The following is a 24,547-nucleotide window of genomic DNA, read 5'->3' as shown; positions in this document are numbered from 1 at the left end:
ATTTGCCGCGTTAAGGCGAAATAGCTCCCAATTTTCGCTCTGCCGCGCTCTGGGTCTGGAGAGTTTCAGATGTTTACCTTTACGCTCCGGCGGCTAGCCTTTGCCGTTCCGACGTTGCTCGTCATCAGCTTCGTCATCTTCGCGCTGCTTGATCTCGCGCCCAACGATCCGACCGGCGACCTTCCCCTCACCATCCCGCCTGAAGTGCGTGAGCAAATCCGTGCCTCGCTTGGCCTCGACCAGCCCTTCTTCATCCGTTACCTGATGTGGCTGCAGCAATTCTTCATCAACGAGCCGCTGAACCTCTTCGAAAAGCTGACCGGCTGGCAGATCGGCGATGGCAGCCGTATGCGGGTGCTTTCCTGGGCGACACGCAGCCCGGTGGTCGATCTCGTCATCCAGCGCATGCCGCAGACACTGTGGGTGGTGGGCCTTGCCTATCTCTTCGGTGCGCTGCTGGCGATCCCGATCGGGGTGATCTCCGCCTACAAGCAATATTCGATCTTCGACCAGATCGGCACTTTCGTCTCCATGGTCGGTTATTCGGTGCCGACCTTCTTCACCGGCGTGTTGCTGGTCGTCATCTTCAGCTCTTACCTGCAATGGTTCCCTTCAGTCTACGACACCAATCTGAGGGTCACGGACTGGGCGAGCTTCGTGGCGCAGGTGAAGCAGATGTTCCTGCCGGTGCTGGTCCTGACGCTCTATAACGTCTCGCAGATCAGCCGCTTCGTGCGCGCCTCCATGCTCGACAATCTGCATCAGGATTACGTGCGCACCGCACGCGCCAAGGGCGTGAAGGAAAAATCCGTGCTGCTCATCCACGTGCTGCGCAACAGCCTCATCCCGGTCGTAACGGTTATTGCGCTTGGGGTGCCGACCATCTTCTCCGGCGCCATCATCACCGAGCAGATTTTCCGCGTGAACGGGCTTGGCCAATTGCTGATAACAGCCGTTCAGGGGGCGGATATTCCGCTGGTTCAGACGCTGACCTTCATCTTTGCGGTGCTGATCGTGCTCTTCAACCTGATTGCCGACGTGCTTTACGGCATTCTCGACCCGAGGATCCGCTATGACTGACGCCACCATTACAGCGCCGACGGTTGCGGCCACCCCCACGCAATCCGCCCTTGCCGATATCTGGAAACAGTTTCGCGTTCACAAGGGCGGCGTGGCGGGGCTCTTCGTCTTCATCTTCATCCTGCTCGCGGTCTATGTCGGGCCTTATATTCACACCGTTGCTCCGAACGCCATCAATGTGAAGGCGCGCAATCAGTGGCCGTCGCTGGCGCATCCCTTCGGCACCGATAATCTTGGCAAGGACATGCTGGCGCAGGTCCTGGCCGGCGGGCGCATTTCACTTGCCGTCGGCATCACCGCGATGCTGCTGGCTCTGTTCCTCGGCACGCTGGTGGGTGTTCTATCAGGTTATTTCCGCAGGCTGGACGGACCCTTGATGCGCCTCACCGACCTGTTCCTGGCGCTACCGCTTTTGCCGCTGCTGCTCGTCATCCTTATGCTGTTTCGCGACACGCTGCGTGCGGCCTTTGGACCGGAGACTGGCATCTTCATCCTGATCGTCTTCGTGATCGGGATAACCAGCTGGATGCATACAGCCCGCATCGTGCGCGGTGATGTGCTGACGATCAAAAGCCAGGAATTCATCATGGCTGCGAAATCGAGCGGCATGCGCGAATACCGCATCATCCTCAGGCATATTCTGCCGAATGTGCTGAGCTCGATCATGGTCTCCGCCACGCTCGGCATCGCTGCCGCCATCATCACGGAATCCGCCCTCTCCTTCCTCGGTCTCGGCTTCCCCTCCGACTTTCCGACCTGGGGACGGCTGCTGTTCGACGGCGCGAACTTCCTGCAACTGACGCCCTCGCGCGTGTTGTGGCCGGGGCTGGCGATTTCGCTGACGGTTCTGAGCGTGAATTACATCGGCGATGCCGTGCGCGATGCGCTTGATCCGCGGGCGCTGAAGAGCTGAACGCTTCCCTTCCCTTATCCCTGTGCTTGTCACAGGGATTCAGCCAGCCCAAGTGCTTGGGCTGAAAGGATTCTACCCGTCGCGCAGGCGCGCGTCGGCTGGATTCCTGTGACAAGCACAGGAACGAGGTTGAGGGTATCGCGGCACAGAAGCGGGACGCGTCCTAGTGATAATTCACCTTTTCTGCATCCAGAATGCTGTCCGCATCCAGCGCGGCAATCGGGATATCGTTCCGCGCCGGAATATCGCCAGAAAGCTGAAGCGCGAGATAACGCCCGCAGCAGACCCGCAGGAACGAGGTGAAATTGCCGAGATCGTGCCCGGCATCGATCGATTCATTATAAAGCTTGGCGATGAGCTGCACGCTGTTCATGCCGTCGCGCCGCGCGATCTCGTCCAGCGTCGTCCAGAAAAAGTTCTCAAGCCGGACACTGGTGACCATGCCATCGATGCGGAGCGACCGCGTATGGCTTTCCCAGAGCGCTGGGGCTGCCTTGATGAAGAGCTTGCACATGGTTTCCTCCCTCACCACGCCTGAGATATAGGCGGAAAAAGGGGCCGGAAAAAGCCCCGTTCGCCGGTCTTATTTACCGAGCACCGCCATGAACTGCGAAAGCCAGGCGGGATGGGCGGGCCATGCGGGCGCCGTCACCAGCTTGCCGTCGGTCACCGCCGCATCGATGGCGATATCGGCATAGGTGCCACCTGCCAGCTCCACCTCCGGGCCGCAGGCGGGATAGGCCGAGCAGGTGCGGCCCTTGAGCACACCCGCAGCCGCCAGCAATTGCGCGCCATGGCAGACGGCCGCGACAGGCTTGTCTGCCTCGAAGAAATGTTTCACCGCCGCCAGCACGTCCGCATTGAGCCGCAGATATTCCGGCGCACGGCCACCCGGAATGACCAGCGCATCGTAATCCGCCGGTTTGATATCGGCGAAGGTGGCGTTGAGCGCGAAATTATGGCCGCGTTTTTCCGAGTAGGTCTGGTCGCCCTCGAAATCGTGGATGGCCGTGGCGATGGTCTGGCCCGCCTTCTTGCCGGGGCAGACGGCGTGCACCGTGTGGCCGACAGCGAGCAGCGTCTGGAACGGCACCATGGTCTCGTAATCCTCGGCGAAATCACCGGTGATCATCAAAATCTTCTTCGGCATGTCTGCTCCTCCCGTTTTCGAATGCATTTGGGCACCCTAACAGGAGGGATCGAGATGCGGGTATTATGGCAATACTACATGCCCTATAAAGGTGATATCAGCCGGCCGGCGGCTCCGGCCAGCGCCGGACGCCACCACCCCAATCCTCGAAAGACTTGGACAATTTGAGCACGAATAGATCCTGGTAACGCGGACCGACGATCTGCAGGCCGATGGGCATGCCGGATGTGGAGAAGCCGCAATTGATCGAGGATGCGGGCTGCTCCGACATGTTCCACGGCACGGTAAAGGCGATATGCTCGAAGGGCCGTGCAGGATCGTTGGTGGGAGAAGCCCAGTCGGCAGGATAGGAGACGATGGGGTTAACGGGTGAAATCACCACATCAACGGACTGCATCAACCTCCCGCAAACTTTACGCATTTCCATGGTCTGATTAAAACCGAAAACGGCACGCGCGCCGGAAACATCAGCGCCCTTTTCCGCCCATTCGTGAATATAGGGAAGGATCGCGGCACGACGATCCGCGCTCAACGCCACCATGTCGCCCCAGAACTTCGCCCGCCAGAAATCATCCAGCCCGTCGAGCATCTCACGCGTCAGCACAGGCTCGACCGGGATGACAATGGCGCCGGCCGCCTCGAACAGTTTTGCAGCCCCGGCAACGGCGTCGCGCACCTCTTCGTCCAGCGGCAGGCCGCAGCCCGCATCCAGCATCAGTCCGATTTTCAGGCCTTTCACATCAATATCGAGGTCCATCCAGTCGATGCTGTTCGGCGGCAGCGATGTGCCGTCTCGCCAGTCCGGCCGCGAAAGCGTTGCCATGGCATAAGCCGCATCAACGACCGTGCGCGTCATCGGCCCGGCACAGCGGCCGGTATAATAGGGATCAACCGGGATACGACCCTGGCTCGGCTTGAAGCCGAAGAGGCCCGTCCATCCCGCCGGCAATCTTACCGAGCCGCCAATATCCGTGCCGATATGCAAGGTGCCGTAACCCGCAGCACCGGCCGAAGCAGCACCGGCGCTGGAGCCGCCGGGATTCTGGGTGGGGTCCCACGGGTTGCGGCTGAGCTTATGGAAGCTGGAAAGGCCGGAAGAGAGCATGCCGTAATCCGGGCACGTCGTCTTGGCATAGATAATCGCACCATCCTCACGGCAACGGGCGGCCACCGGCGCGTCTTCAACCGCGGGCACAAGCTCCACCGCCCTGGTGCCGAGCGGCACAGGATGGCCTTTCGTGGCGATGAGTTCCTTCAGCGAGACCGGAATTCCATCGAGGGCTCCCAGCGTTTCACCCTTTTGCCAGCGCTCCGTCGAGGCCAGCGCCTGCCTGCGCGCATCCTCCGGATCATAAGCGTAAAGGGCGTTCACAACCGGCTCGAATGCCTCGATACGCGCCTCCACCGCCTGCCAATATTCCGATGGCGAGAGTTTCTTTTCCCGGTAAAGCGCCAGAATTTCGAGCGTGTTGAGGTGTATGAGATCGGTCATGGCATCGTCTCGTCAGAAAAACAGGAAATAGGGGCGATATCGGCTTGAAGCGGTCAGCTTGTATCGCGCGGGTCCAGCAGGTCGCGCAGGCCGTCGCCGAGAAGATTGAGGCCGAAGACGGCGAGCGCAATGGCAAGGCCGGGCATGATGGCAAGCCAGGGCGCCGCACCGAGATAGGTCTGGGCGTCAGCCAGCATCCGCCCCCAGGTGGCGGCGGGCGGCGGCATGCCGAGACCGAGGAAGGAAAGGCCTGCCTCCGTCAGTATTGCAAGACCCAGCTGGATCGTCACCTGCACGATGATCTGGTTGGAGATATTCGGCACGACGTGCAACATCGTGATCTTGGCGCGGTTCTGGCCGATGCTGGTGGCGGCGGTGATGTATTCCCGCGCCCAGATTTGTAAGGCCGCCCCCAGCGTCAGCCGCGCAAAGACCGGCACCATGAAGGTGGCGATGGCGATGATGGCAGTAAAGCGTCCCGTGCCGATGAAAGCACCGAGCATCATGGCCGACAGGATGGGCGGCACGGCGAAGATGATATCGCAGATGCGCATGACGACGGTTTCTGTGAAACCGCGCAGCGCCGCGACCGTGACGCCGATCGCCGTGCCGATAAAGGCGCCGATGGCGACGGCGGCAATGGCGGTGGAAAGTGAGTTCCACGCACCGGCCATCAGCATGGAGAGCACATCGCGGCCAAAATGATCCGTACCCAGACCGCCATAAACGAAAGGCGATTTCAGCTTTTGCACGATCTGCATCTTGGTCGGCGAAACCGGCGTCCAGACCAGCGACAAAAGGGCGACGGCCACGAGAAAGGCCGTGACGACAATGCCGATAACGAAGGCCGGGCGACGGCGGATAAATCGCATCATCGCGCACCTGCCCGCAGTCTCGGGTCGATGAAGAGATAGGCTATATCGACCACGAAATTCATGATGATGACCAGCGCCGAGAAGAACAGCACGACGGACTGCATGACGACGATATCCCGCTGGGTCAGCGCCTGATACGCGAGGCGTCCAAGGCCCGGCAGGTTGAAGACGTTTTCCACCAGCACCGCACCCGCAATGAGGAAGGTGAACTGCAGGCCGATCATGGTGACGACGGGGATCATCGCGTTCGGCACCGCATGCCGCCACAGCGCCACCCGCTCGCTCAGGCCCTTGGCCCGGGCGGTGCGGACGAAATCCTCGTTCATCACTTCAAGCACGGCGGAACGGCAGACGCGGGTGAGAACGCCGGCCTGCGACAGCGCAAGAGCGACCGCCGGCAGGATAAGCGCCGTGAGACCCGCTGCAAAGCTTGGCGACCAGCCGGGAAAACCGCCAGCCGGCATCCAGCCGAGCGTGGTGGAAAAGACGATGATGAGCAGCAACCCGACCCAGAAGCCCGGCACGGCAATACCCACATGGGAAAACAGCCCGGCCGCGAAATCCAGCGCCCCGTTGCGGTTCCTCGCCGCCGCTACGCCGAGCGGAATGGCGATAGTGACGGACAGGCAAACGGCCAGCAGCGCAAGCGGCAGCGTCACGGCCAACCGCTCGACGATCAGGCCCGCCACCGGCACTCCATAGGTATAGGATTGTCCGAGATCGCCGTGGAAGACGCCAGCAAGCCAGTGGATGTAGCGCAGCAGCAGCGGCTGATCGAGACCCATCTGCTTTTGCAGTGCGGCCAGCGTATCCGGACTGGCCGAGGTTCCCAGCATGATGGCGGCCGGATCACCCGGCAGCAGGCCCATGACAAGATAGATGATGAGCGAGACGGCAAACAGCGTGATGACGAGGCTTACGAGACGCCGGATGAGGACGGCTAACATCTGGCATCTGCTCCTTGCGATACTTTACGCGCGACGGCTGGAAAGCTCCACACTCTCCCGTCATGCCGGACTTGATCCGGCATCCAGCCGACGCGCGTCTGCGCGGCGGAGGGCGCCTTTTCAGCCCAAGCACTTGGGCTGGCTGGATGCCGGATCAAGTCCGGCGTGACGGAAGACATGAGTATCGTCAAACGTCACTCTTCCCAATGCACATCCGTCAGCACATTCGAGGGAATGGGCTCGTTTTCCCACAGCCCTTTCACCTTCTTGTCCCAGACCCCGAGCTTCGGCATCACGAACAGGAACAGCGCCGGCACATCTTCGGCGAGGATTTTCTGGGCGTCGCCATAAAGCTTTTCCTGCTCAACCGCATCCGCCGTCTTTTCGACGCTGGCGATGACCTCGTTGAAGGCCGGGTTCTTGTAGTTGAAATAATAGGGATCACGGGAGTAGATATCGATATCCATCGGCTCGGCATGGGCGACAATGGTCATGTCGTAATCCGCACCCTTCAGGACGTCCGCCACCCATTTGGCCGGAAATTCCGTGGTCTCGATGGTCATGGTCACGCCGATTTCAGCCAGCATCGCCTGCAGGATTTGCGAGGTGCGCTGGGCATAGGCCATCTGCGGGGCCTTGATGGTGAAGCTGAAACCGTCCGCATACCCCGCTTCGGCAAGCAGCGCCTTGGCCTTATCGATATCATAGGGATGAACGCCCGTTGTATCGATGTATCCGCGATCATTCGGCGTATAGTGACTGCCGATGGCCGTTCCGAAACCGGACCATGCACCCTCGATGACGGTGCCACGATCCACCGCCATCATCAGCGCCTGGCGCACGCGCTTGTCGCTGAAGGGCTTGCGGGCACTGTTCATGCCCGCCACGACCTTCAACTCGGTATTGCCGACGAAGGTGCCGAGGCGCGCATCGCCGTCAAACGAGCTCATCAATTCCGGCGCACCGAATTCCGGGAAGGCGTCGATATCGCCGGATTTCAGCGCCGCCGCCTGCGCCTGCGGATCGGAAACGAAACGGAACGTCGCCTTGTCGAGCTTTACCGACACGGCCTTGTCCCAATAGGCGGCGTTCTTCTGCAACTCCACCTTGTCGCCCTTGGCCCAGTTCACGAATTTGAACGGGCCGGTGCCTACGGGCGTGGTGCGGTTGGTCTCCGCGCTCTTGGGCGCGACCATGACGGAGGCCGGCCAGCCGAGCCAGTAGATGAGACTGCCGGCGGGCTGCTTCAGCTTCAGCACCAGCGTCTCGGCATCCGGGGTCTCGATGCTGTCGATCGCCGCAAAGAAGCGTTTCTGCGGATTGACGGAAGCTTCACCACGCGCCCGGTCCAGCGAGAACTTCGCGACGGAGGAATCGAACGCCTCGCCGTCATGGAAGGTGACACCCTTGCGCAGCTTGAAGGTATAGGTCTTGCCATCAGGGGAAATCTCCCAGCTTTCGGCGAGCTGCGGCTTCACCTTGCCCTTGCTGTCGATGGTGACGAGACCTTCGAAAATATTCTGCCAGGTGACCTGACCGATGGCGACGGGAGCGGCAATGGTCGGATCGAGACCGGTCGGCTCCACCGTCATGCCAAGCGTCAAAGCGGTTTTCGCCGCAGCTTCGGCCTCAGCAATCGAGAGCGGCAGAAAGAGCGCCGTGCCGAGAGCAAGCGCCAGCGCGGTACGGCGCGAGAGCTTCGCCGCCTGCGAAAGATAGGTACGTGGCATCCTTTAGTCCCCTGTCTGGCGGCCGGGGCATTTTTGCCCTTCAAAAGACCACCCGTTGCAAAAAGAGTGTCATGTTGCAGGCGCACACACAATCATGATTTTTGTGTGCTCCGTGTAGCTGAAATGGCTACACGGGAATGCGGGTGAAAATCAACCTTGGTGGGCAATTCCGGGAACGTCTCCGGTTCCTCGCCCCGCCGAGGAGAAGAAACTACCCTGCCGTCGCCTCACGCATGAAACGCTCGATGAAATCGGCAAGCTTGGAAGCTGCGAAGGACAATTGCCTGTCGGGCGCTACACAGAGGTCAATCTGGGTGTGGATACCCTTCTTGCCCGAGAGCGGAACGGCGACCATCTGGCCGCTACGGATTTCGCGCGCCACCGAAAGCGCCGGCAGCAGCGTGGCCGCGGCGTGGCCCAGCACCAGCTCTTTCAGCATTTCCAGCGAACTGGTGATGAAAACGGGGTCAAGTTCGATATCCGCCTCGGCAAAAAGCATATCGAAGGCCTGACGCGCGGCAAAACTCTTGTCCGGCAAGGCAAGTGGCAACCCGGCCAGTTCCTTCAGCGACACCTCCGGCTGACCGGCAAGGGCATGACCGGCGGGAAAGATCGCATCGTAATTGATGCGCGTGCGCGAGCGCACCTTGACCCCGGAAACCTTTGGCGCAAACAGGCTGACAACGAGGTCTGCTTCCGCAGCCCCCAGCGCTTCCATGGCTTGGCGCGCACTGGTGATATGGACCTCGAAACGCAGCTTCGGATACTTGAGGCTGAACTGCGCCAGCACCGGCGCCAGAAGGTTGGCCACTGTCGCGCCATTGGCGTAAATCGTCACCCGGCCGCGCTGCAGACCTTTGAGATCGTCGATCAACTGGTGCACATGGTCGAGTTCGCGCAGCGTCTTGCCGGCGCGGGCGGCCAGCAGCTCGCCCGCCGCCGTCAGCTTCACGCCACGGCTGGAACGCTCCACCAGGGGCGAGCCGAAATAATATTCGAGATTTTCGATCTGTCGGCTCACCGCCGTCGGCGCCACATTCAGGTTTTCCGCTGCGGCGCGCATGGAATTGGTGCGGACGAGTTCATCGAAATACATCAAGGCGCGCAATTGCATGGGTGGTACCTTGTTCGGATATGCGGGTTTGGCGGGCCAGCATATCACCGTGGCGCGATGAGAGAATACGTCACCGGAGAAGATCGCGTGTGTAACGAAAGATCGCCGCTTGTTTCTCCCGCCGGGGAGAAGGTGGCGCGCAGCGCCGGATGAGGGGGCCACGTCGGAGATTTACGGAGAGCTTGCCCCCTCATCTGCCCCGTTCGGGGCATCTTCTCCCCCTCGGGGAGAAGAAAAGGAGGCACCCCTACCCCATTACGTCCGCTTGAAACCCTCGCTCGCCACCAGCAGCTGCCTCGTGTAATCCGCGCTGAACTCGCGGCTTTCCAGCGCCTCGGCCTCCAGCATTTCCACCACCTTGCCGCTTTTCATCACCGCCAGACGGTCGCACATGTGGCTGATGACGCCGAGATCGTGGCTGACCATGACGAAGGTGAGGTTACGGTCCTTGCGGGCCTGTTCCAGGAGGTTCAGGATTTCAGCCTGAATAGACGCATCAAGCGCCGAGGTCGGCTCATCGAGCAGCAGGATTTTCGGCTCGACGATCAGTGCGCGGGCAATGGCGATGCGCTGGCGCTGGCCGCCGGACAGCTGGTGTGAATAACGGAAGCGGAAACCGGAACCGAGACCCACCTCGTCCAAAGCGCGGGCAATGCGCTGTTCGCGATTGTCGAGACCATGGATGACCAGCGGCTCGAGCAGCAGCGCATCCACCGTCTGGCGCGGGTGCAGTGAACCGTACGGGTCCTGAAACACCATCTGCACATCGCGATAAAAGCTCTTGTCGCGGTGCTTGCCCGAATAGGAGCGCCCGGCCACCATCAACGAACCTTCATCGAAATGGTTGAGGCCGGCGATGGCGCGCAGCAGGGTCGATTTACCGGAACCGGATTCACCGACGATACCGAAGGATTCACCCTCGGCCACATCCACGCTGACGCTGTCGAGCGCGATGTAACCGTCGAAATCCACCACCATGTCTCTGATGGAAAGAACTGTGCTCATGCGCGCCACTCCGGCTTGCGTTCCAGAACGGGCAGCGGATGCCGGTGGCCGCCAATTTGCGGCAGACAGTTCAACAGGCCCTGCGTGTAGGGATGTTTCGCTTCCTTGAGGTTAGCGGAAGCAAGCTCTTCCACCACCTTGCCGGCATACATGACGAGAACCCGGTCGCAGAAGGAGGAAACGAGCCTGAGATCATGGCTGACGAAGATCAGCCCCATGCCGCGATCGCGCACCAGCTTGTCGAGAATGTCGAGCACTTCCAGCTGCACGGTCACATCGAGCGCCGAGGTCGGCTCGTCGGCGATCAGCAATTCCGGACCGCAGACGAGCATCATGGCGATCATGACGCGCTGGCCCATGCCGCCGGAAACTTCGTGTGGAAAGAGATCGAAGACGCGCTCGGGATCACGGATCTGCACTGCCTCCAGCATGGCAAGCGTGCGCTGGCGCGCTTCGCTGGAGCCAATCTTTTCGTGGGTACGCAGCGTTTCCATGATCTGGCGGCCAATGGTCATGACCGGGTTCAGCGAATATTTCGGATCCTGCAGGATCATGGCCATACGCTTGCCGCGCATGAGCCGCCGCTCTTTTGCCGATGCCTTGAGCAGGTCAATATCGCCAAAACGCAGCGTATCGGCCTCGATCCGGGCATTTTTCGGCGTCAGACCCATGATGGCGCGGCCAGTCTGCGACTTTCCGGAGCCGGATTCGCCGACAATGCCGAGGCGCTCGCGCCCCAGCGTGAAGGACACGCCGCGCACCGCCTCCACCAGCCCGGTGCGGGTCGGGAAGGAAACGCGCAGGTTCTCAACCGTCAGAAGAGACGCACTCATTGGCCCGCCTCCTTGGGATCAAGCGCATCGCGCAGACCGTCGCCCAAAAGGTTGAAACCGAGGCTGACGATCAGGATCGCAATACCCGGCATGGCGGCGACCCACCATTGATCGAGAATGAAACGGCGGCCCGACGCGATCATCGCACCCCACTCCGGCAGCGGCGGCTGCGCGCCGAGACCGAGGAAACCGAGGCCTGCGGCGGTGAGGATGATGCCCGCCATATCGAGCGTGACACGCACGATCAGCGACGACATGCAAAGCGGCATGACGTGTTTCAAGACGATGCGGAAGGGCGACGCGCCCATGAGCTTCACTGCGGCGATAAAATCGGAATTGCGGAAGGTCATGGTTTCAGCGCGAGCGATGCGCGCATAGGGCGGCCACGAGGTGACCGCGATGGCGAGCACCGCATTTTCAATGCCAGGCCCCAGGGCCGCTACCAGCGCCAGCGCCAGAACGAGCTTCGGAAAAGCGAGGAAAATATCGGTGATGCGCATCAGAACCGCATCCACCCAGCCGCCGGCATAACCCGAGACTGTGCCGACGATGAGCCCGATGGGTGCGGCGATGATGGCCACCAAAAGCACGACGAACAGGGTCAGGCGCGAACCGTGGATGAGGCGCGAGAGAATATCACGTCCCTGATCATCGGTGCCGAGCAGATAACCGGCAGTGCCGGGCGGCAGAAGCCGGGCATTGCGCAGATCGCCCTGCACCGGATTATGTGGCGCCAGCACATTGGCAAAAATCGCCACGAACAGCAGCGCGATGATGATGCCAAGGCCGAGCAGCGCCAGCCGGTTTTCCGAAAAGCGCCGCCAGATCACATAGGCGCGGCCAAGCCGCGCCTGCCTGCGCGAGGCCGGCCGGTCGGAGAGCAGCCATTCGCGGCTATAGGGTTTGAGTGTATCGGTCGAAATCGTCATCGGCTGCGCGTCCTTGGATCGAGCGTCCGGTAAAGCAGATCGGAGAAGAGATTGATGCCGACGAAGATGGCGCCGATCACGATCGTGCCGCCGAGAACGGCGTTCATATCCGCATTCTGCAGGGAATTGGTGATGTAGAGGCCAAGCCCCGGCCAGGCGAAGATGGTTTCGGTCAGCACCGAACCTTCCAGCAGACCGGCATAGGAGAGCGCAATCACGGTTACCAGCGGCACGGCGGCGTTTCGCAGCGCGTGGAACCAGATGATGCGCGTTTCCGAAAGCCCCTTGGCGCGGGCCGCGACGACATATTCCTGGGCGAGCTCATTCAGCATGAAGGAGCGCGTCATGCGACTGATATAGGCCAGCGAGAAATAACCGAGCAGCGAGGCCGGCAGGATGATGTGGCGGAAAAGATCCCACAACACGTCCCATTGCCGCTGCCAAATGGCGTCGATCAGGAAGAAGCCAGTGACCGGCGTGAAGGTGAATTCATAGACGATGTCCATGCGCCCGGGATAAGCCACCCATTGCAGCCGGGCGTAAAACACCAGCAGCGCCAGCAGGCCGAGCCAGAAGATCGGCACGGAATAGCCGATAAGGCCGATGACACGCACCACCTGATCGGCAAAGCTGCCGCGCTTGACGGCGGCCAGAACGCCGAGCGGAATGCCGAAGACGGCGCCGATGATCGTGCCGATCGTGGCAAGTTCGATCGTCGCCGGGAACACCCGCTTGATGTCCTCCATCACAGGATTGGTGGTGAGGACGGAGGTGCCGAAATCGCCCGAAAGCGCCTGCTTCAGATAGATAAAGAACTGCTGCCAGAGCGGCAGGTTGAGGCCGAGCTGCTCACGGACGCGCTCGACCACATGCGCAGGCGCGCGGTCGCCAACGATCGCCAGTGCGGGATCGATCGGCACCACACGGCCAATGAAAAATGTGACCGCCATCAGCCCCAGAAAGGTGGTGATGACGGTGACGGCGAAGCCGAGAATGGCCTTCGCGCGGGCGTTGGCACGGCGTTTGCCCCGCCTCGCCCGGCTGTTTGCTTCAACGATGCTCAAGAGACCGATCCTTCCGGATCATTCCTTGGAGATCGGATAGACATAGTTGGTGTCAAAGCTCGGTCCGAGCTTCAGGCCCTTGAGCTTGGCGGAATAACCGGCCACTTCCGTCTGCTGGAAGATGATGACGAAGGGACCCTTCGCCAGAACTTCCTTCTGCAGGTTTTCATAGATGGCGGCGCGCTTGGCGCTGTCCTTTTCCAAGAGAGCAGACTGGGTTTCCTTGGTCAGATCAGGAACATCCCAAGCATTGCGCCAGGCCAGCGTCTTGTTCTTGCCTTCATCCGAATTGTCGTAGTTGATGGTAAAGGTTTCCGCATTCGAGTTCGGGTCGAAATAGTCCGAACCCCACTGGCCGATGTAGATATCATGCGTGCGGGCGCGATATTTGGTCAGCGTCTGCTTACCGTCGCCGGGGATGATTTCTAGCTTGATGCCGGCCTGTGCCAGCGTCTGCTGCACGCTTTCGGCAATGCCCGTCACCGGCTGGGTGTTGCGCACATCCATGGTGACGGTGAAGCCGTCCTTCAGACCGGCCTTGGCGAGAAGTTCCTTGGCCTTGGCGACGTCAAGCTTGTAGGGGTTCTCATCAAGCGCACCAAGCTGGCCCTTCGGCAGGAAGGTCTGATGGACTTCGCCAATGCCCTTGATGATCGTCGCGCCGATCGCGTCATAATCGACGAGATATTTGAACGCTTCGATGACCTCAGGCTTCTTCAGGTTCTCGTTCTTCTGGTTGAGGCTGAAATAATAAACGGTGCCCTTGGGCGCGGAGGTAACGGCAAGGCCTTCCTTCTTGGAAACGGCTTCCATATCACCGGGCTCAAGGTTACGGGCAACATCGATATCGCCGTTTTCAAGCGCCAGACGCTGGCCGGAGCTTTCCTTCATGTGACGATAGACGACCCGCTTCAGCTTCGGCTTCTCACCGTAATAGTTCGGGTTGGCCTCCAGAATGACGGCTTCGTTGGCCTTCCAGCCAAGGATCTTGTAAGGGCCGGAACCGGCATAACCGGTCTTCAGGAACTCGTTGCCGAAATCCGTGTCGTATTTGTAATCGGCGCTCGGCGTGACCGACTTCGCCTTTTCGGTGATGAGCTTCTTGTCCACCACCGAAGCGACGGTTGCGGTGAGCACGTTCAGCACGAAGCTCGGCGCATAGGGCTTGTCGACGGTCAGAACGAAGGTGTTCGCGTCCGTTGCCTTCGCCTTTTCGGTAACGTTGTCGCCCTTCAGGCCGAACTGCGTCAGCAGGAATGCCGGCGACTTGTCGAGCTTGACGGCGCGTTCGAAGGAGAAGGCAACGTCATCAGCGGTGACCGGATTGCCGGAGGCGAATTTCAGGCCGGATTTCAGCTTGAACGTATAGGTCAAGCCATCCTCGGAGGTCGTCCAGCTTTCGGCGAGATCACCGACAACCTTGGACGTGTCGTTGAGATCGATGGAAACGAGCTTGCTATAGGTGTTGCCGGTGACTTCGGCGGCAGACAGTTCGAAAGCCTCACCCGGATCGAGCGTGATGATGTCGTCGATGGCGAAACCTTCCACCAACGTATCGGCCGGCGTGGCGGCAAAAGCATGCGGGGCAGACAGCATCATCAGCGACAGGGCAGCGCTGGTGCTGAGGATACGCATGGATTTGTTGAGCGATTTGATCATAGGATCTCCCCTTTTGTTATGAGATTGATTTGGTTCGCTTAAACTGTTTATTAGGCCGCTTCGTGCCAAGCCTGGGACAAGACGCGCAGCCAGTTTTCCCGGCATATTTTAGCAAGTTCTCCATCACCGTAGCCCGCCGATTTCAGCGCCGCAACCAGATTGTGGTTGCCGCTGGCATCAGCAATTCCGACAGGTACCGTCGCGCCGTCGAAATCCGATCCGAGCGCCACACAGTCGATGCCCATACGCTCGACCATATAGTCGATATGGCGCACCATATCGGAGAGCGGCGTATCCGCGATATCACGCGCATCGGCACGCAGCATGGTCACGGCGTAGTTGAGGCCAACCAGCCCGCCGCTTTCCTTGATGGCATCCATCTGCCTGTCAGTGAGATTGCGGGCGACCGGAGTGAGCGCATGCGCATTGGAATGGCTGGCGATCAGCGGCTGGTTGGTGGTCTTCGCCACATCCCAGAAGCCTTTTTCGGTGATATGCGCGAGATCGATGAGAATGCCGAGGCGGTTGCATTCCTTCACCAGCGCAAAACCGGCATCGGTGAGACCGGGCGCGGTATCGGGCGACATGGGATAGGAGAAAGGAACGCCATGGCCGAAAATATTGTGCCGGCTCCACACCGGGCCGAGCGAACGCAGACCCGCGGCATAAAATACTTCCAGCGCATCGAGATCGGCGCCGATCGCCTCGCAGCCTTCCATATGCAGCACGGCGGCGAAGATATCCTCGGCAAAGGCCTTGCGGATATCCGCCGTGGAGCGGCAGAGCCGCCACGCTCCAGCGCGATCGAGCCTCAGCGCAATCGCCGCCTTTTCCATCGCGATATCGAGCGAAGGCAGTCGCTCGAGCGGCGTGGCGAGCGGCGTATCGTAATGGCCGTTCTCGTCCGGTTCCTGCAGAATCAGATCGCCGGACGGGATATAGATGGCGCAGATACCGCCGCCGAGCCCGCCTGCCCGTGCGCGCGGACCATCGATATGACCTTCCCGAGTGCCGTTCTTGAATTCGGCCACGGGATCAGCACCGGCCTTGCTGTTGCGCCACAACCGAAGCAGCACATCATTATGACCGTCAAACACTGCATGCATGGGAAGAAATTCCAGTCATCGAAACAATAAACGGGGCAGGCAGACGCCGGGATGACACCGCGCGAAAGCAAGCCGGCGCGTTATCAGCCGACCGCTATTGTCTGTCAGCCGCGATCTTAGGACGATCTATTCGAGCTTCGCAAGATACAAATTAGGCAGCGGTGAATTTATCACCACTTGCCTTTTGACGGAATTTGCGCTTCGTCAGGCGCGCCAGCCATCTTCCGCTTTGGTCAGCAGCGGCGTCGCAAAAACACCCCTCACCCGCTCCGGCCATTCCGGCCCGAAAGCGGCGATTTTTTCCCGCCAGCGATCCGATTGCAGCATGGCTGCGCCGATCACCACCGGCCGGATGCCAGAGGCGGCGAGAAGCGAAAGGCCTGATATGATGGAACTACCGCTGGAGATGACATCATCCACCAGCGCCACCCGCCGGCCCTCGATCAAGGGCAGCATACGCGGATCGATATAAAGCCGTTTTTCCTGCCTTGTGGTGATGGAGGACATCGGCACCGACAGCTCATCCAGATACCAGAACTTGCGCGAAGTACCGAGCGGCACGTAACGGGAGTGACCGAGATGGCGGGCAACGGCGGCGGCGAGCGTCAGGCCCAGCGTCGGCAGGCCGATCACGACATCCGGGCTGAAGGGCGCGAGCCGGGCGGCGAGATCAGCCGCCAGCGCCTCCAGCACCTCGAAGGAAGCCTGATTGACGATAAGCGATGCCAGCGCATGCTCACCATCCGCAAGCGGCCGGATGGGCAGGCAGATCTGCCTTCCATCATCCAGTTCCGCCGGAAAGAAGGTAGAATGTGGACCTGCCGTGCCAAAGGTGCCGGGCGGAAGCATGTCCTGCCAGAACTCGTGCGGCGCGGCGGGGGACTGGGTGGCGGGCGATGCGGATGACGGCATCGGTTCTCCTTTCAGGACCGGGATGGCGCAGCAAGGCGAACATTGTTTCCGCCACGCCAATCCCGTTCGGCAGATTTATCATTTTAGCAACCACAGAGACGCTGCGGGTTCATTTCATTGGCTTTTTCCGTTAGAAGAGAAAAAAGCAACAGGCATTTGGACAAACCCACCTATGACGCGGGTTTTTCCCACATTCAAGGACAAGCTTCCCATGAGACTGCTGGACCGGATCGGCGAGGACCTGCCATTCCTGACGGAACTCCGTCATGATCTGCACGCGCATCCGGAACTGGGTTTCGAAGAGGAAAGAACGAGCGCCATCGTCGCCGATCTGCTTGAGCGCGCCGGGCTGAAGGTGCACCGCGGTCTCGGCGGCACCGGCGTCGTCGGCACGCTGCAGGTGGGCAACGGCACGCGCAGCATTGGTCTTCGCGCAGACATGGATGCCCTTGCCATGCCTGAGGTCCCAGACCGCCCCTACAAATCGAAATTCCCCGGCAAGATGCATGCCTGCGGCCATGACGGCCACACCGCCATGCTGCTGGGTGCGGCGCGTTACCTCGCAAAGACCCGCGATTTTTCCGGCACCGTGCATTTCATCTTCCAGCCGGCCGAAGAAGGCCGTGGCGGCGCAAAAAAAATGGTCGAGGACGGGCTTTTCGAGCTGTTCCCCTGCGATGCGGTCTATGGCCTGCACAATATGCCGGGGCTGGGCATCGACGAAATGGCGGTGGTGGAAGGACCGCAGCTTGCCTCGTCGGACAGCTGGCGCGTTACCTTCAAGGGCGTCGGCACCCACGGCGCGAAGCCGCATCTTGGTCGCGATCCGGTAACGGCGGCCGGCACCTTCCTCGCCTCGCTGCAAACTATCGTCGGCCGCGTGGTCGACCCATTGCAGCCGGCCGTGGTCAGTGCCTGTTCGGTGCAGGCAGGCGACCCCAAGGCACTCAATGTGATCCCAGATCTCGTCGAAATCGGCGGTACCGCGCGCGCCTATGCGCCTCAAGTGCGAGACCAGCTGGAGGCGGAAATCGGCAGGCTGGCCAAGGGAACGGCGGCAATGTTCGGCATCGAGGCAAATTACGAATTCATCCGCCGCATTCCGCCCGTCATCAACGACACGGACGCGACGAAACGGGCGCTCCGGGCAGCCAAAACCGTCTTCGGCAACAAAGCGCGCACCGCCTTTTCGCCCTCGACCGCCGGCGACGATTTCGCCTTTTTCGCGGGCGAAGCCCCAGGCTGCTATGTCTGGCTTGGCAACGGCCCGGCGGTGGACGGCGCACTGCACCACAACACCTCCTACGACTTCAACGATGCGGCCATCGTGCCGGGCGTAGCTTTCTGGGCGACGCTGGTGGAGCAGGAACTGGCGGCGGAGTAAATCCATCTTGTTCCCTGCTGTTTTTCGACCGGCAACATCTCAGACACTTGTGGCGAATCATCGGGCGCGGTAGCTTTCAGACATAGGCTGGACCCACGCCTCCCCCCTCCTTTCGGGGAAGCATTCGACATGCTGGGTAATCTTATCATCGAACCATCTGTTCGGGCATTCGCATAAGGAGGGATTGCGTTTTGAACCCGCAATAGAGGTTTTGTGATGAAGCTTTCCACTCCGATTTTCCAATTGAAGCGACGGGCCAAACTTATGGTCCGGAATAATGCCATCCCCCTTCACGAAGCGCTGGACCAGATCGCGTGCGAGGAAGGATTTGCAGCCTGGAGCCTGCTTTCCGCTCACGTTGCGGCTGGCTCTTTGTCCAAAGACCTGTTCTCGCGCATCGTGAATGGCGACATGCTCCTGCTCGCCGGCCGGCCGGGCCAGGGCAAGACAGCGCTTGCTTTTGAGCTTCTGCGGGCGGCAGCCGGAGACGGACGGCAGTCCATTTTATTCACGCTCGAAATGACCGAGCAACAGGTAGGAAAACGCACCGGGCAACACGCAGGCGCTCAGAGAGAAATCGAGATCGTGACATCGGACGAGATATGCGCGGACTACATGATCCGTTACCTCTCGCCAGCCAAATCCGGCACCTTCGCCGTAATCGATTATCTGCAGTTACTCGACCAGCAGCGCCATAAGCCGGACCTGTCGCAACAAGTCACCGTTCTTGCAGAATTCGCAAAAAAGACTGGCGTTATTTTCGCTTTCATCTCGCAGATTGACCGCTCATTTGATCCACAAATCAAACGATTTCCCGATATGCGCGATATCCGCCTTCCCAACCTGCTTGATCTGGGCCTGTTCACCAAAGCCTGCTTTCTGCATAACGGCGAAGCGCAACTTCACAATGTGAACTGAGACGCACGGGCTGCTGCGACGGTGCCGTCGCGGCAGCCCGTGGCGTTAGTACTTTAAAACCGCCACCACCGGGCTCTCCATCACCTGTCCCGTCAGCACGTCGGCAATGCCCATATCCGTCTGGTGCGGGCCGATATTGCAGGCGAGCGTGGCCCCGAAGCAGGCCTTGAAGACGAGATAGGGCGGCTGCCATTCCACCACCCTGCCAACGGCTTCGCGCAGTTCCTCGAAAGCCTTTGCAACATCTTCAAGTGCCGCATCGGAAACGAGGCCGGAGAGCGGCAGCGGCAGAAGTGCAGTTACCTTACCTTCGGAGGCGACGGCCATACCACCGCCTGCCGCTATCACCGCATTGGCGGCGAGCGCCATGTCTTCTTCATTGCCGCCGAAAACGGTGAGGTTATGGCTGTCATGCGAGACCGTTGTGGCGAAGGCGCCGTTCCAGTCTCCCCAGCCGGTGAGGAAGCCAGTGCGGGTGACCGGTTCGGACTTGCCGTGGCGGTGGGTGACGGAGATCATCGTCGCACCTTCGGGCGGAACGACGAAACCATCTCTCACCTCGGCCTCCACCTCGCCCCATTGCGTGAAGCGCGGGCGGTCGATGGTGGCAAGGCGCACCCTCGCGCCTTCGGCAGCAACCCGAAAATCTTCGGTCACGCGCAGCGGGAGCTTCATCGAGCCTTCGAGCGCCGAAGTATCACAGGCGGGCACATCCACAAGCATATGTCCGCCTTCCGCAACCGTCCTGCCCCCGGCAAGGACGTAACGAGCGGCAAAACCGCTCAGGTCCTCGAAGATAACGATATCGGCGCGACGGCCGGAGGCGATGAGCCCGAGGTCAGGACGCCCAAGCCTTTGGGCGGCATTGAGCGTTGCGGCGCGCAGTGCCCATTCGGCTTTCAGGCCATAACGGACAAGGCGGCGCACCACATCATCCAGCCCGCCGCCATTTAACAGGTCGTCCGGGAAGACATCGTCCGTGCACAGCGTCACGGTCTGCGGCAGGTGGCCCAGCGCGTTGAGCGCTTCCACGAATTCCGGCAGCAGGTGGTCATGCGAGCCGCGCAGCTCGATGGTCATGCCGGCCCGCAGTTTCGCCATGAGGTCTTTGCCCGAGACCAGCTCGTGATCGGACGAGACGCCCGCCGCCATGAAGGCGTGGAGATCGGCGTCCTTGAGGCCGCGCGCATGGCCGCAGACCAGTTTCTCCGAGGCAAGCCCGGCCTGCACGATGCCGCTCATGCGCGGATCGCGCTCGATGACGCCGCGCATGTTCATGATTTCCGCGACACCGCCGACCTGGGGCCATGACAGGATATCGGCGAGATTGGCGGCGTCGAAATCAGCTCCGCCGCGTTCCAGCCCAGGCGCGGAAGGCACGCATGAGGGCGCCAGGAGAACGGCACGCAGCGGCAGGTTTTCGATGGCCTTCGCCGCCCAGCGCACCCCTTCGACGCCATGCACATTGCCGAACTCATGCGGATCCCAGACGATGGTGGTAACGCCGCGGGCGACAACCGCTGCCGCATAGGCGGCCGGTGTGACCATCGAGCTCTCGATATGCATATGCGTGTCGATCAGACCCGGCGAGACATACCCGCCGGCCGCATCGATGACCTGCGCGGCGTCGCTCCGGCTCGCCCGTTCGTGTACGCTGGCGATCAACGCACCGACAATTCCGATATCGGCAGGGCGCAGCTCACCCGTTACCACATCCACCAATGTTCCACCGGTGATGAGGATGTCGAAAGGCGCATCGCCGCGCGCGGCGGCAACGGCGCGGGCGCGGAGCGCATCATCGCCGAGATCGGCAGGTTCGCATGTGGTGAGGTTCGCGTTCATCGGGCGGCCTCCCGGCGCAGCGCCTCAAGAATAACCGTCCTCGCACCGTCGGCATCCAGCGTCTCAGCAAAATGCGCGTTGAATGTTTGCGCTTTCTCCGCACGCGGCTCGACCACCGTTCTGCCCCGCGTCAGCGTCGCCTGAAGCTCGACATCTATCCGTGCGTGACGCCAGCCGATTAGGCCAGAGGCGGAGCCCGAGGCGAAGGCAACGGCAGCGACGGGATCGTAAAGTGCCATGCCTGGTCTGCCGCGACGGGTGGCGATGCCGATGAAACCATCAAGCAGATCGGCGATCAGCCCGGCATTCCTGCCGCCCGCATTGCGGATCGGCAGCACGTCGGCGGGCGAAGCGGTAACCTTGCGGCAGGCGTCCAGATCGACCATACGCAACGGCAGGCCATGGGAGAGCACGATGGCCAGCGCTTCCGGATCGGCAAAGGCGTTGAATTCGGCCGAGGCCGTGTGATTGCCGCTCGTCACGCCGCCACCCATCCAGGTGAGGTCGGAAATTCTCGCGGCAAGATCAGGCCGGGCGAGGCACAGGGCGGCAATATTGGTGAGCGGACCAAGCGCGAGAATGCGCCTCTCGCCCTCCCCCTCCAGCCAGGCGCAGAGAGCGGCGAAGGCATCGCTTTTCGGCAAGGCCGCGGCATCCGGCAGGCTTTGGCCGACGGTCGGGATGCCGTTTTCGCCCAGAATGCACTGCGCCGTTTCAAGTGCACCCAACACCGGCATGGCGCGGCCCTGATGGATCGGCATCGACCAGCCAAAAGCGGCAACCGCACCCGCGGCATTGCCGCAGACGGCCTGAAGCGTCGCATTGCCGAAGACCAGCGAGATGCCGTCTATGGCGAGACCCGACGATTGCACCACCAAGATGGCGGCGATATCGTCAAAGCCCATATCGGTATCGATCCAAACACCCATGATCAGTTGAATACCTTGAGGCTCGCCGCCTTTTCGACCGGCAGGTCGAAGGCAAGCGTATCGCCGATTGCGTGGGAGGTCAGGGCCGCGTCGGTTTCAGCCTTGATGGGCCCGAGTGGTGTGTCGAGCAGATATTCGCGGCTGTTGCCGGCGAAGGATGTGCCGCGCACGGTTCCCTGGAAAGGACCTGAACCGAGGGTGACCATGCGCGGCCGCCAGGCCAGTCCGGATGCTGAAAGGACTGGTCCGGGAAGCGGTGTTGTGCCGTTGGCGGTTTTCAAAGCCCCGCCTTGAAGGGCGAAGATGTTTTCGAAGCCGACGAAGTCGGCCACGAAGGCGGAAACCGGCGCGTTGTAAATCTCTTCCGGCGTGCCGATCTGCTCAATCTTGCCGCCCTTCATGACGACAATGCGGTCGGCAAGCGCGAGCGCCTCGATCTGGTCATGGGTGACGAAGATCATCGTGACACCGGTTTCCTTCTGCACGCGCTGCAGTTCGGTCCGCATTTCAAGACGCAGGCGGGCGTCGAGATTGGAGAGCGGCTCATCGAGAAGCAGCACTTTCGGCTCCATGACCATGGAGCGTGCCAATGCTACGCGTTGCTGCTGGCCGCCCGATAGTTCCGCCGGCTTGCGTGAGGCGAAATTGGACAGGCCGACCGACTTCAGGCCGGAGGCGACCTTGTCCTCCAGCGCCTTGCCGCTCATTCCCTTGAGTTTCAGGCCGAAGGCGACGTTTTCATAGACCGTCAGATGCGGGAAGAGCGCGTAGGACTGGAACACCAGCCCGACGGCGCGTTTGTTGGCCGCCACGCGGGTAATATCGGCGCCATCGAGATTGATCCGCCCGGCAGCTACCGGCATCAGCCCGGCGATGGCGCGCATCGTCGTGGTCTTGCCGCAGCCGGAGGGCCCGAGAAGCGCGAGCAATTCGCCCTTGCGGATATCGAGATCGAGATCCTTGACGGCGACATTGCCGCCATAGGCGAGCGAGATTTTTTGCAGCGAAAGATAATTTGCGTCAGACATAACGGGAGAACCCCAGGAAACGTTCGGCCATGAAAACGATGCCGATGGAAAGGAAGGCGAGCAGCGAGGAAAGGGCGGCCACGGAAGGATCAAAGACGATTTCCATGTAGCCCAGCATGTCGATAGGCAGCGTGCGCACGCCGGGACCGGACAGGAACAGCGACACAGGCACCTGGTTGAAACTCGTCACGAAACCGAGAATGAAGGCCGACAGGATTCCGCCGCGGATATTCGGCAGCACAACGCGGAAAAATGCGCCAAGCCGCGACGAGCCGAGCAGCACCGCCGCCTCCTCGATATCGGAGCGCAGATTGTTGAGGCTGGCCGAAACCACGCGCACCGCATAGGGCAGAATGAGCGCGGTGTGGGCGAGAAACAACGCAAGCGTGATGCCGATGCCGAAGGGCACGACGAAATAACGCAGCAGCGCAAGACCCACGATAATGCCCGGCACGATGATCGGCGCGGACACGATGGTGCGCACCGTCTCGCTAAAGGGCAGCTTGTAGCGCGACATGGCGTAGGAAGCGGGAATGCCGAGGATCAGCGCCGTGAACGTGCCGCCGATGGCAAGGAACATCGACATCGCAAAGCTCTCACGGAAGCTTTCGACCGTGAAGACCTTCGCGATCCACTTCAGCGAAAAGCCCTGCGGCGGAAAGGCGAGCGTATCGCCGGCCGAAAACGAGGCCGCAACGATGATGAGGAACGGCCCGATGAGGAAGCCGACGACAAGCAGAAGCGTGAGCGGAATGAAGAGCTGCCGGGTCATTTCTTGTTCCTCGCAGTGGCGATGCGCTTCAAGAGGATATTGGCGGCAAAGCTCATGACAATCAGGATGAAGGCGATGACGCTGGCGGCGACGAAATTATTGGAAACCGTGACCTGCTGGTAAAGCAGGGTTTCCAGCATCAGCACCTTGGACCCGCCGAGAATGGCGGGCGTGATATAGGCGGTCAGCGAACCGGTGAAGACCAGCGTGCCGCCGACGACGAGCCCTTCCCGGGTGAGCGGCAGTATGACCTTCCAGAATACCTGAAACCAGTTGGCGCCGAGAACGCGGGCAGCAGCGATCGTATCCTTCGGCATGTTCTCCAGCGCGCTGATGAGCGAGATGATCATCAATGGCAGGAACAGTTGCAGAAGGCCGATGAAGACGGCCGTTTCGGAAAACAGGATGCGGATTGGCCCGTCGCTGAGGCCCACCGCCTGCAGCGCCTGATTGACGATGCCGGTTCTGCCGAGAATGACGATCCAGGCATAGGTGCGGGCGACCGGCGAAATCATCAGCGGCAGCACGACGAGGTTGACCACATGGCCCTTCCTGGCCGGCGACAGGTTGACGATGGCGAAAGCCGCCGCGTAGCCCACCACCGCCGAAACGACGGTGACGAGCGCGCCGAGCTTCAGCGTGCGCAGGAAAACCGTCTGGTTCAGCGGATCGGAAAAGAAAGCGCCATAGGCCGACAATGTCCAGCCGTCAGCGGTGCGAAAGCCTTCCGATAAAAGCATGAAGACCGGCACGAGAAAGACCGCCGCCGCGAAAATTGCGGCGGGCAAGGCAAGCGCCAGCGCTTCGGCCCGGTTCTGAAACATATGGCATTCTCCGGACTTGAATTTCCGCCGGCTACGTTTGG

General features: G+C 60.9%; 23 protein-coding genes. 4 read left to right on the top strand and 19 right to left on the bottom strand.

What is annotated here, in order from left to right:
• Positions 1-69: 69 nt before the first annotated feature.
• Together BLU28_RS11875 and BLU28_RS11870 are read left to right on the top strand one after the other, a co-directional pair.
• A complete protein-coding gene (locus BLU28_RS11875; RefSeq protein WP_004445267.1) occupies positions 70-1,080 on the top strand; it encodes an ABC transporter permease in 1,011 nt (336 codons plus the stop codon).
• Positions 1,073-1,993: an ABC transporter permease gene (locus tag BLU28_RS11870; protein WP_004445269.1), complete on the top strand. Its 921-nt coding sequence runs from the start codon at positions 1,073-1,075 to the stop codon at positions 1,991-1,993. Before BLU28_RS11875 ends, BLU28_RS11870 begins: the two co-directional genes overlap by 8 nt.
• A gap of 163 nt (positions 1,994-2,156) precedes the next feature.
• Here BLU28_RS11870 and BLU28_RS11865 read toward each other — a convergent pair whose 3' ends face one another.
• The 14 genes from BLU28_RS11865 to BLU28_RS11800 form a co-directional block, all read right to left on the bottom strand.
• Positions 2,157-2,507 carry a ribbon-helix-helix domain-containing protein gene (locus BLU28_RS11865; RefSeq protein ID WP_077985621.1) on the bottom strand — a complete coding sequence of 117 codons (351 nt, stop codon included), beginning with the start codon at positions 2,505-2,507 and terminating at the stop codon, positions 2,157-2,159.
• A gap of 69 nt (positions 2,508-2,576) precedes the next feature.
• Complete coding sequence (locus BLU28_RS11860; protein WP_175477688.1) at positions 2,577-3,143, bottom strand: DJ-1/PfpI family protein; 567 nt, start codon at positions 3,141-3,143, stop codon at positions 2,577-2,579.
• A gap of 97 nt (positions 3,144-3,240) precedes the next feature.
• On the bottom strand, positions 3,241-4,635 hold the full coding sequence (locus tag BLU28_RS11855) for an amidase (protein WP_077985622.1): 1,395 nt from the start codon (positions 4,633-4,635) through the stop codon (positions 3,241-3,243).
• Positions 4,636-4,688: 53 nt separating this feature from the next.
• The gene (locus tag BLU28_RS11850; RefSeq protein ID WP_045531568.1) at positions 4,689-5,510 is read right to left on the bottom strand and encodes an ABC transporter permease; all 822 of its coding nucleotides are present in this window, start codon (positions 5,508-5,510) and stop codon (positions 4,689-4,691) included.
• Positions 5,507-6,457 (bottom strand): ABC transporter permease, encoded by a 951-nt coding sequence (locus BLU28_RS11845; RefSeq protein ID WP_077985623.1) that lies wholly within the window; start codon positions 6,455-6,457, stop codon positions 5,507-5,509. The genes BLU28_RS11850 and BLU28_RS11845 overlap by 4 nt, the downstream gene beginning before the upstream one ends.
• A 194-nt stretch (positions 6,458-6,651) precedes the next feature.
• A complete protein-coding gene (locus BLU28_RS11840; RefSeq protein ID WP_004445281.1) occupies positions 6,652-8,187 on the bottom strand; it encodes an ABC transporter substrate-binding protein in 1,536 nt (511 codons plus the stop codon).
• A gap of 211 nt (positions 8,188-8,398) precedes the next feature.
• The gene (locus BLU28_RS11835; protein WP_004445283.1) at positions 8,399-9,301 is read right to left on the bottom strand and encodes a LysR family transcriptional regulator; all 903 of its coding nucleotides are present in this window, start codon (positions 9,299-9,301) and stop codon (positions 8,399-8,401) included.
• A 255-nt stretch (positions 9,302-9,556) separates the two neighbouring features.
• Complete coding sequence (locus BLU28_RS11830; RefSeq protein WP_037091442.1) at positions 9,557-10,306, bottom strand: ABC transporter ATP-binding protein; 750 nt, start codon at positions 10,304-10,306, stop codon at positions 9,557-9,559.
• On the bottom strand, positions 10,303-11,139 hold the full coding sequence (locus BLU28_RS11825) for an ABC transporter ATP-binding protein (RefSeq protein WP_034496847.1): 837 nt from the start codon (positions 11,137-11,139) through the stop codon (positions 10,303-10,305). The genes BLU28_RS11830 and BLU28_RS11825 overlap by 4 nt, the downstream gene beginning before the upstream one ends.
• Positions 11,136-12,068 (bottom strand): ABC transporter permease, encoded by a 933-nt coding sequence (locus BLU28_RS11820; protein WP_004445289.1) that lies wholly within the window; start codon positions 12,066-12,068, stop codon positions 11,136-11,138. Before BLU28_RS11820 ends, BLU28_RS11825 begins: the two co-directional genes overlap by 4 nt.
• Positions 12,065-13,132, bottom strand: coding sequence for an ABC transporter permease (locus BLU28_RS11815; RefSeq protein WP_077985624.1), 1,068 nt, complete (start codon positions 13,130-13,132; stop codon positions 12,065-12,067). The genes BLU28_RS11820 and BLU28_RS11815 overlap by 4 nt, the downstream gene beginning before the upstream one ends.
• Positions 13,133-13,150: 18 nt before the next feature.
• Complete coding sequence (locus tag BLU28_RS11810; RefSeq protein ID WP_004445293.1) at positions 13,151-14,791, bottom strand: ABC transporter substrate-binding protein; 1,641 nt, start codon at positions 14,789-14,791, stop codon at positions 13,151-13,153.
• Positions 14,792-14,841: 50 nt separating this feature from the next.
• Entirely contained in the window at positions 14,842-15,897 is a 1,056-nt protein-coding gene (locus BLU28_RS11805) for a dipeptidase (protein WP_004445294.1), read from the bottom strand.
• Positions 15,898-16,101: 204 nt separating this feature from the next.
• Entirely contained in the window at positions 16,102-16,809 is a 708-nt protein-coding gene (locus tag BLU28_RS11800) for a phosphoribosyltransferase (protein WP_077985625.1), read from the bottom strand.
• A gap of 211 nt (positions 16,810-17,020) precedes the next feature.
• Here BLU28_RS11800 and BLU28_RS11795 point away from each other — a divergent pair, with 211 nt between their 5' ends.
• On the top strand, positions 17,021-18,193 hold the full coding sequence (locus tag BLU28_RS11795; protein ID WP_162699364.1) for a M20 aminoacylase family protein: 1,173 nt from the start codon (positions 17,021-17,023) through the stop codon (positions 18,191-18,193).
• Between the two features lie 216 nt (positions 18,194-18,409).
• The gene (locus BLU28_RS11790; RefSeq protein WP_077985627.1) at positions 18,410-19,111 is read left to right on the top strand and encodes a DNA helicase; all 702 of its coding nucleotides are present in this window, start codon (positions 18,410-18,412) and stop codon (positions 19,109-19,111) included.
• A gap of 45 nt (positions 19,112-19,156) precedes the next feature.
• Here BLU28_RS11790 and BLU28_RS11785 read toward each other — a convergent pair whose 3' ends face one another.
• Genes BLU28_RS11785 through BLU28_RS11765 form a run of 5 tightly spaced genes read right to left on the bottom strand, consistent with a single transcriptional unit; the run spans position 19,157 to position 24,506 of the window.
• Entirely contained in the window at positions 19,157-20,953 is a 1,797-nt protein-coding gene (locus BLU28_RS11785; protein ID WP_077985628.1) for an adenine deaminase, read from the bottom strand.
• Entirely contained in the window at positions 20,950-21,882 is a 933-nt protein-coding gene (locus BLU28_RS11780; protein WP_077985629.1) for a nucleoside hydrolase, read from the bottom strand. The genes BLU28_RS11785 and BLU28_RS11780 overlap by 4 nt, the downstream gene beginning before the upstream one ends.
• A 2-nt stretch (positions 21,883-21,884) precedes the next feature.
• Complete coding sequence (locus tag BLU28_RS11775; RefSeq protein ID WP_004445301.1) at positions 21,885-22,910, bottom strand: ABC transporter ATP-binding protein; 1,026 nt, start codon at positions 22,908-22,910, stop codon at positions 21,885-21,887.
• Positions 22,903-23,682: an ABC transporter permease gene (locus BLU28_RS11770; RefSeq protein WP_004445302.1), complete on the bottom strand. Its 780-nt coding sequence runs from the start codon at positions 23,680-23,682 to the stop codon at positions 22,903-22,905. The genes BLU28_RS11775 and BLU28_RS11770 overlap by 8 nt, the downstream gene beginning before the upstream one ends.
• Positions 23,679-24,506: an ABC transporter permease gene (locus BLU28_RS11765; RefSeq protein ID WP_004445303.1), complete on the bottom strand. Its 828-nt coding sequence runs from the start codon at positions 24,504-24,506 to the stop codon at positions 23,679-23,681. The genes BLU28_RS11770 and BLU28_RS11765 overlap by 4 nt, the downstream gene beginning before the upstream one ends.
• Positions 24,507-24,547: the final 41 nt, after the last annotated feature.

Source organism: Agrobacterium pusense (assembly GCF_900102105.1).
GTDB classification, from domain to species: Bacteria; Pseudomonadota; Alphaproteobacteria; order Rhizobiales; family Rhizobiaceae; genus Agrobacterium; species Agrobacterium pusense.
This window is presented reverse-complemented; position numbering and strand designations above follow the sequence as displayed.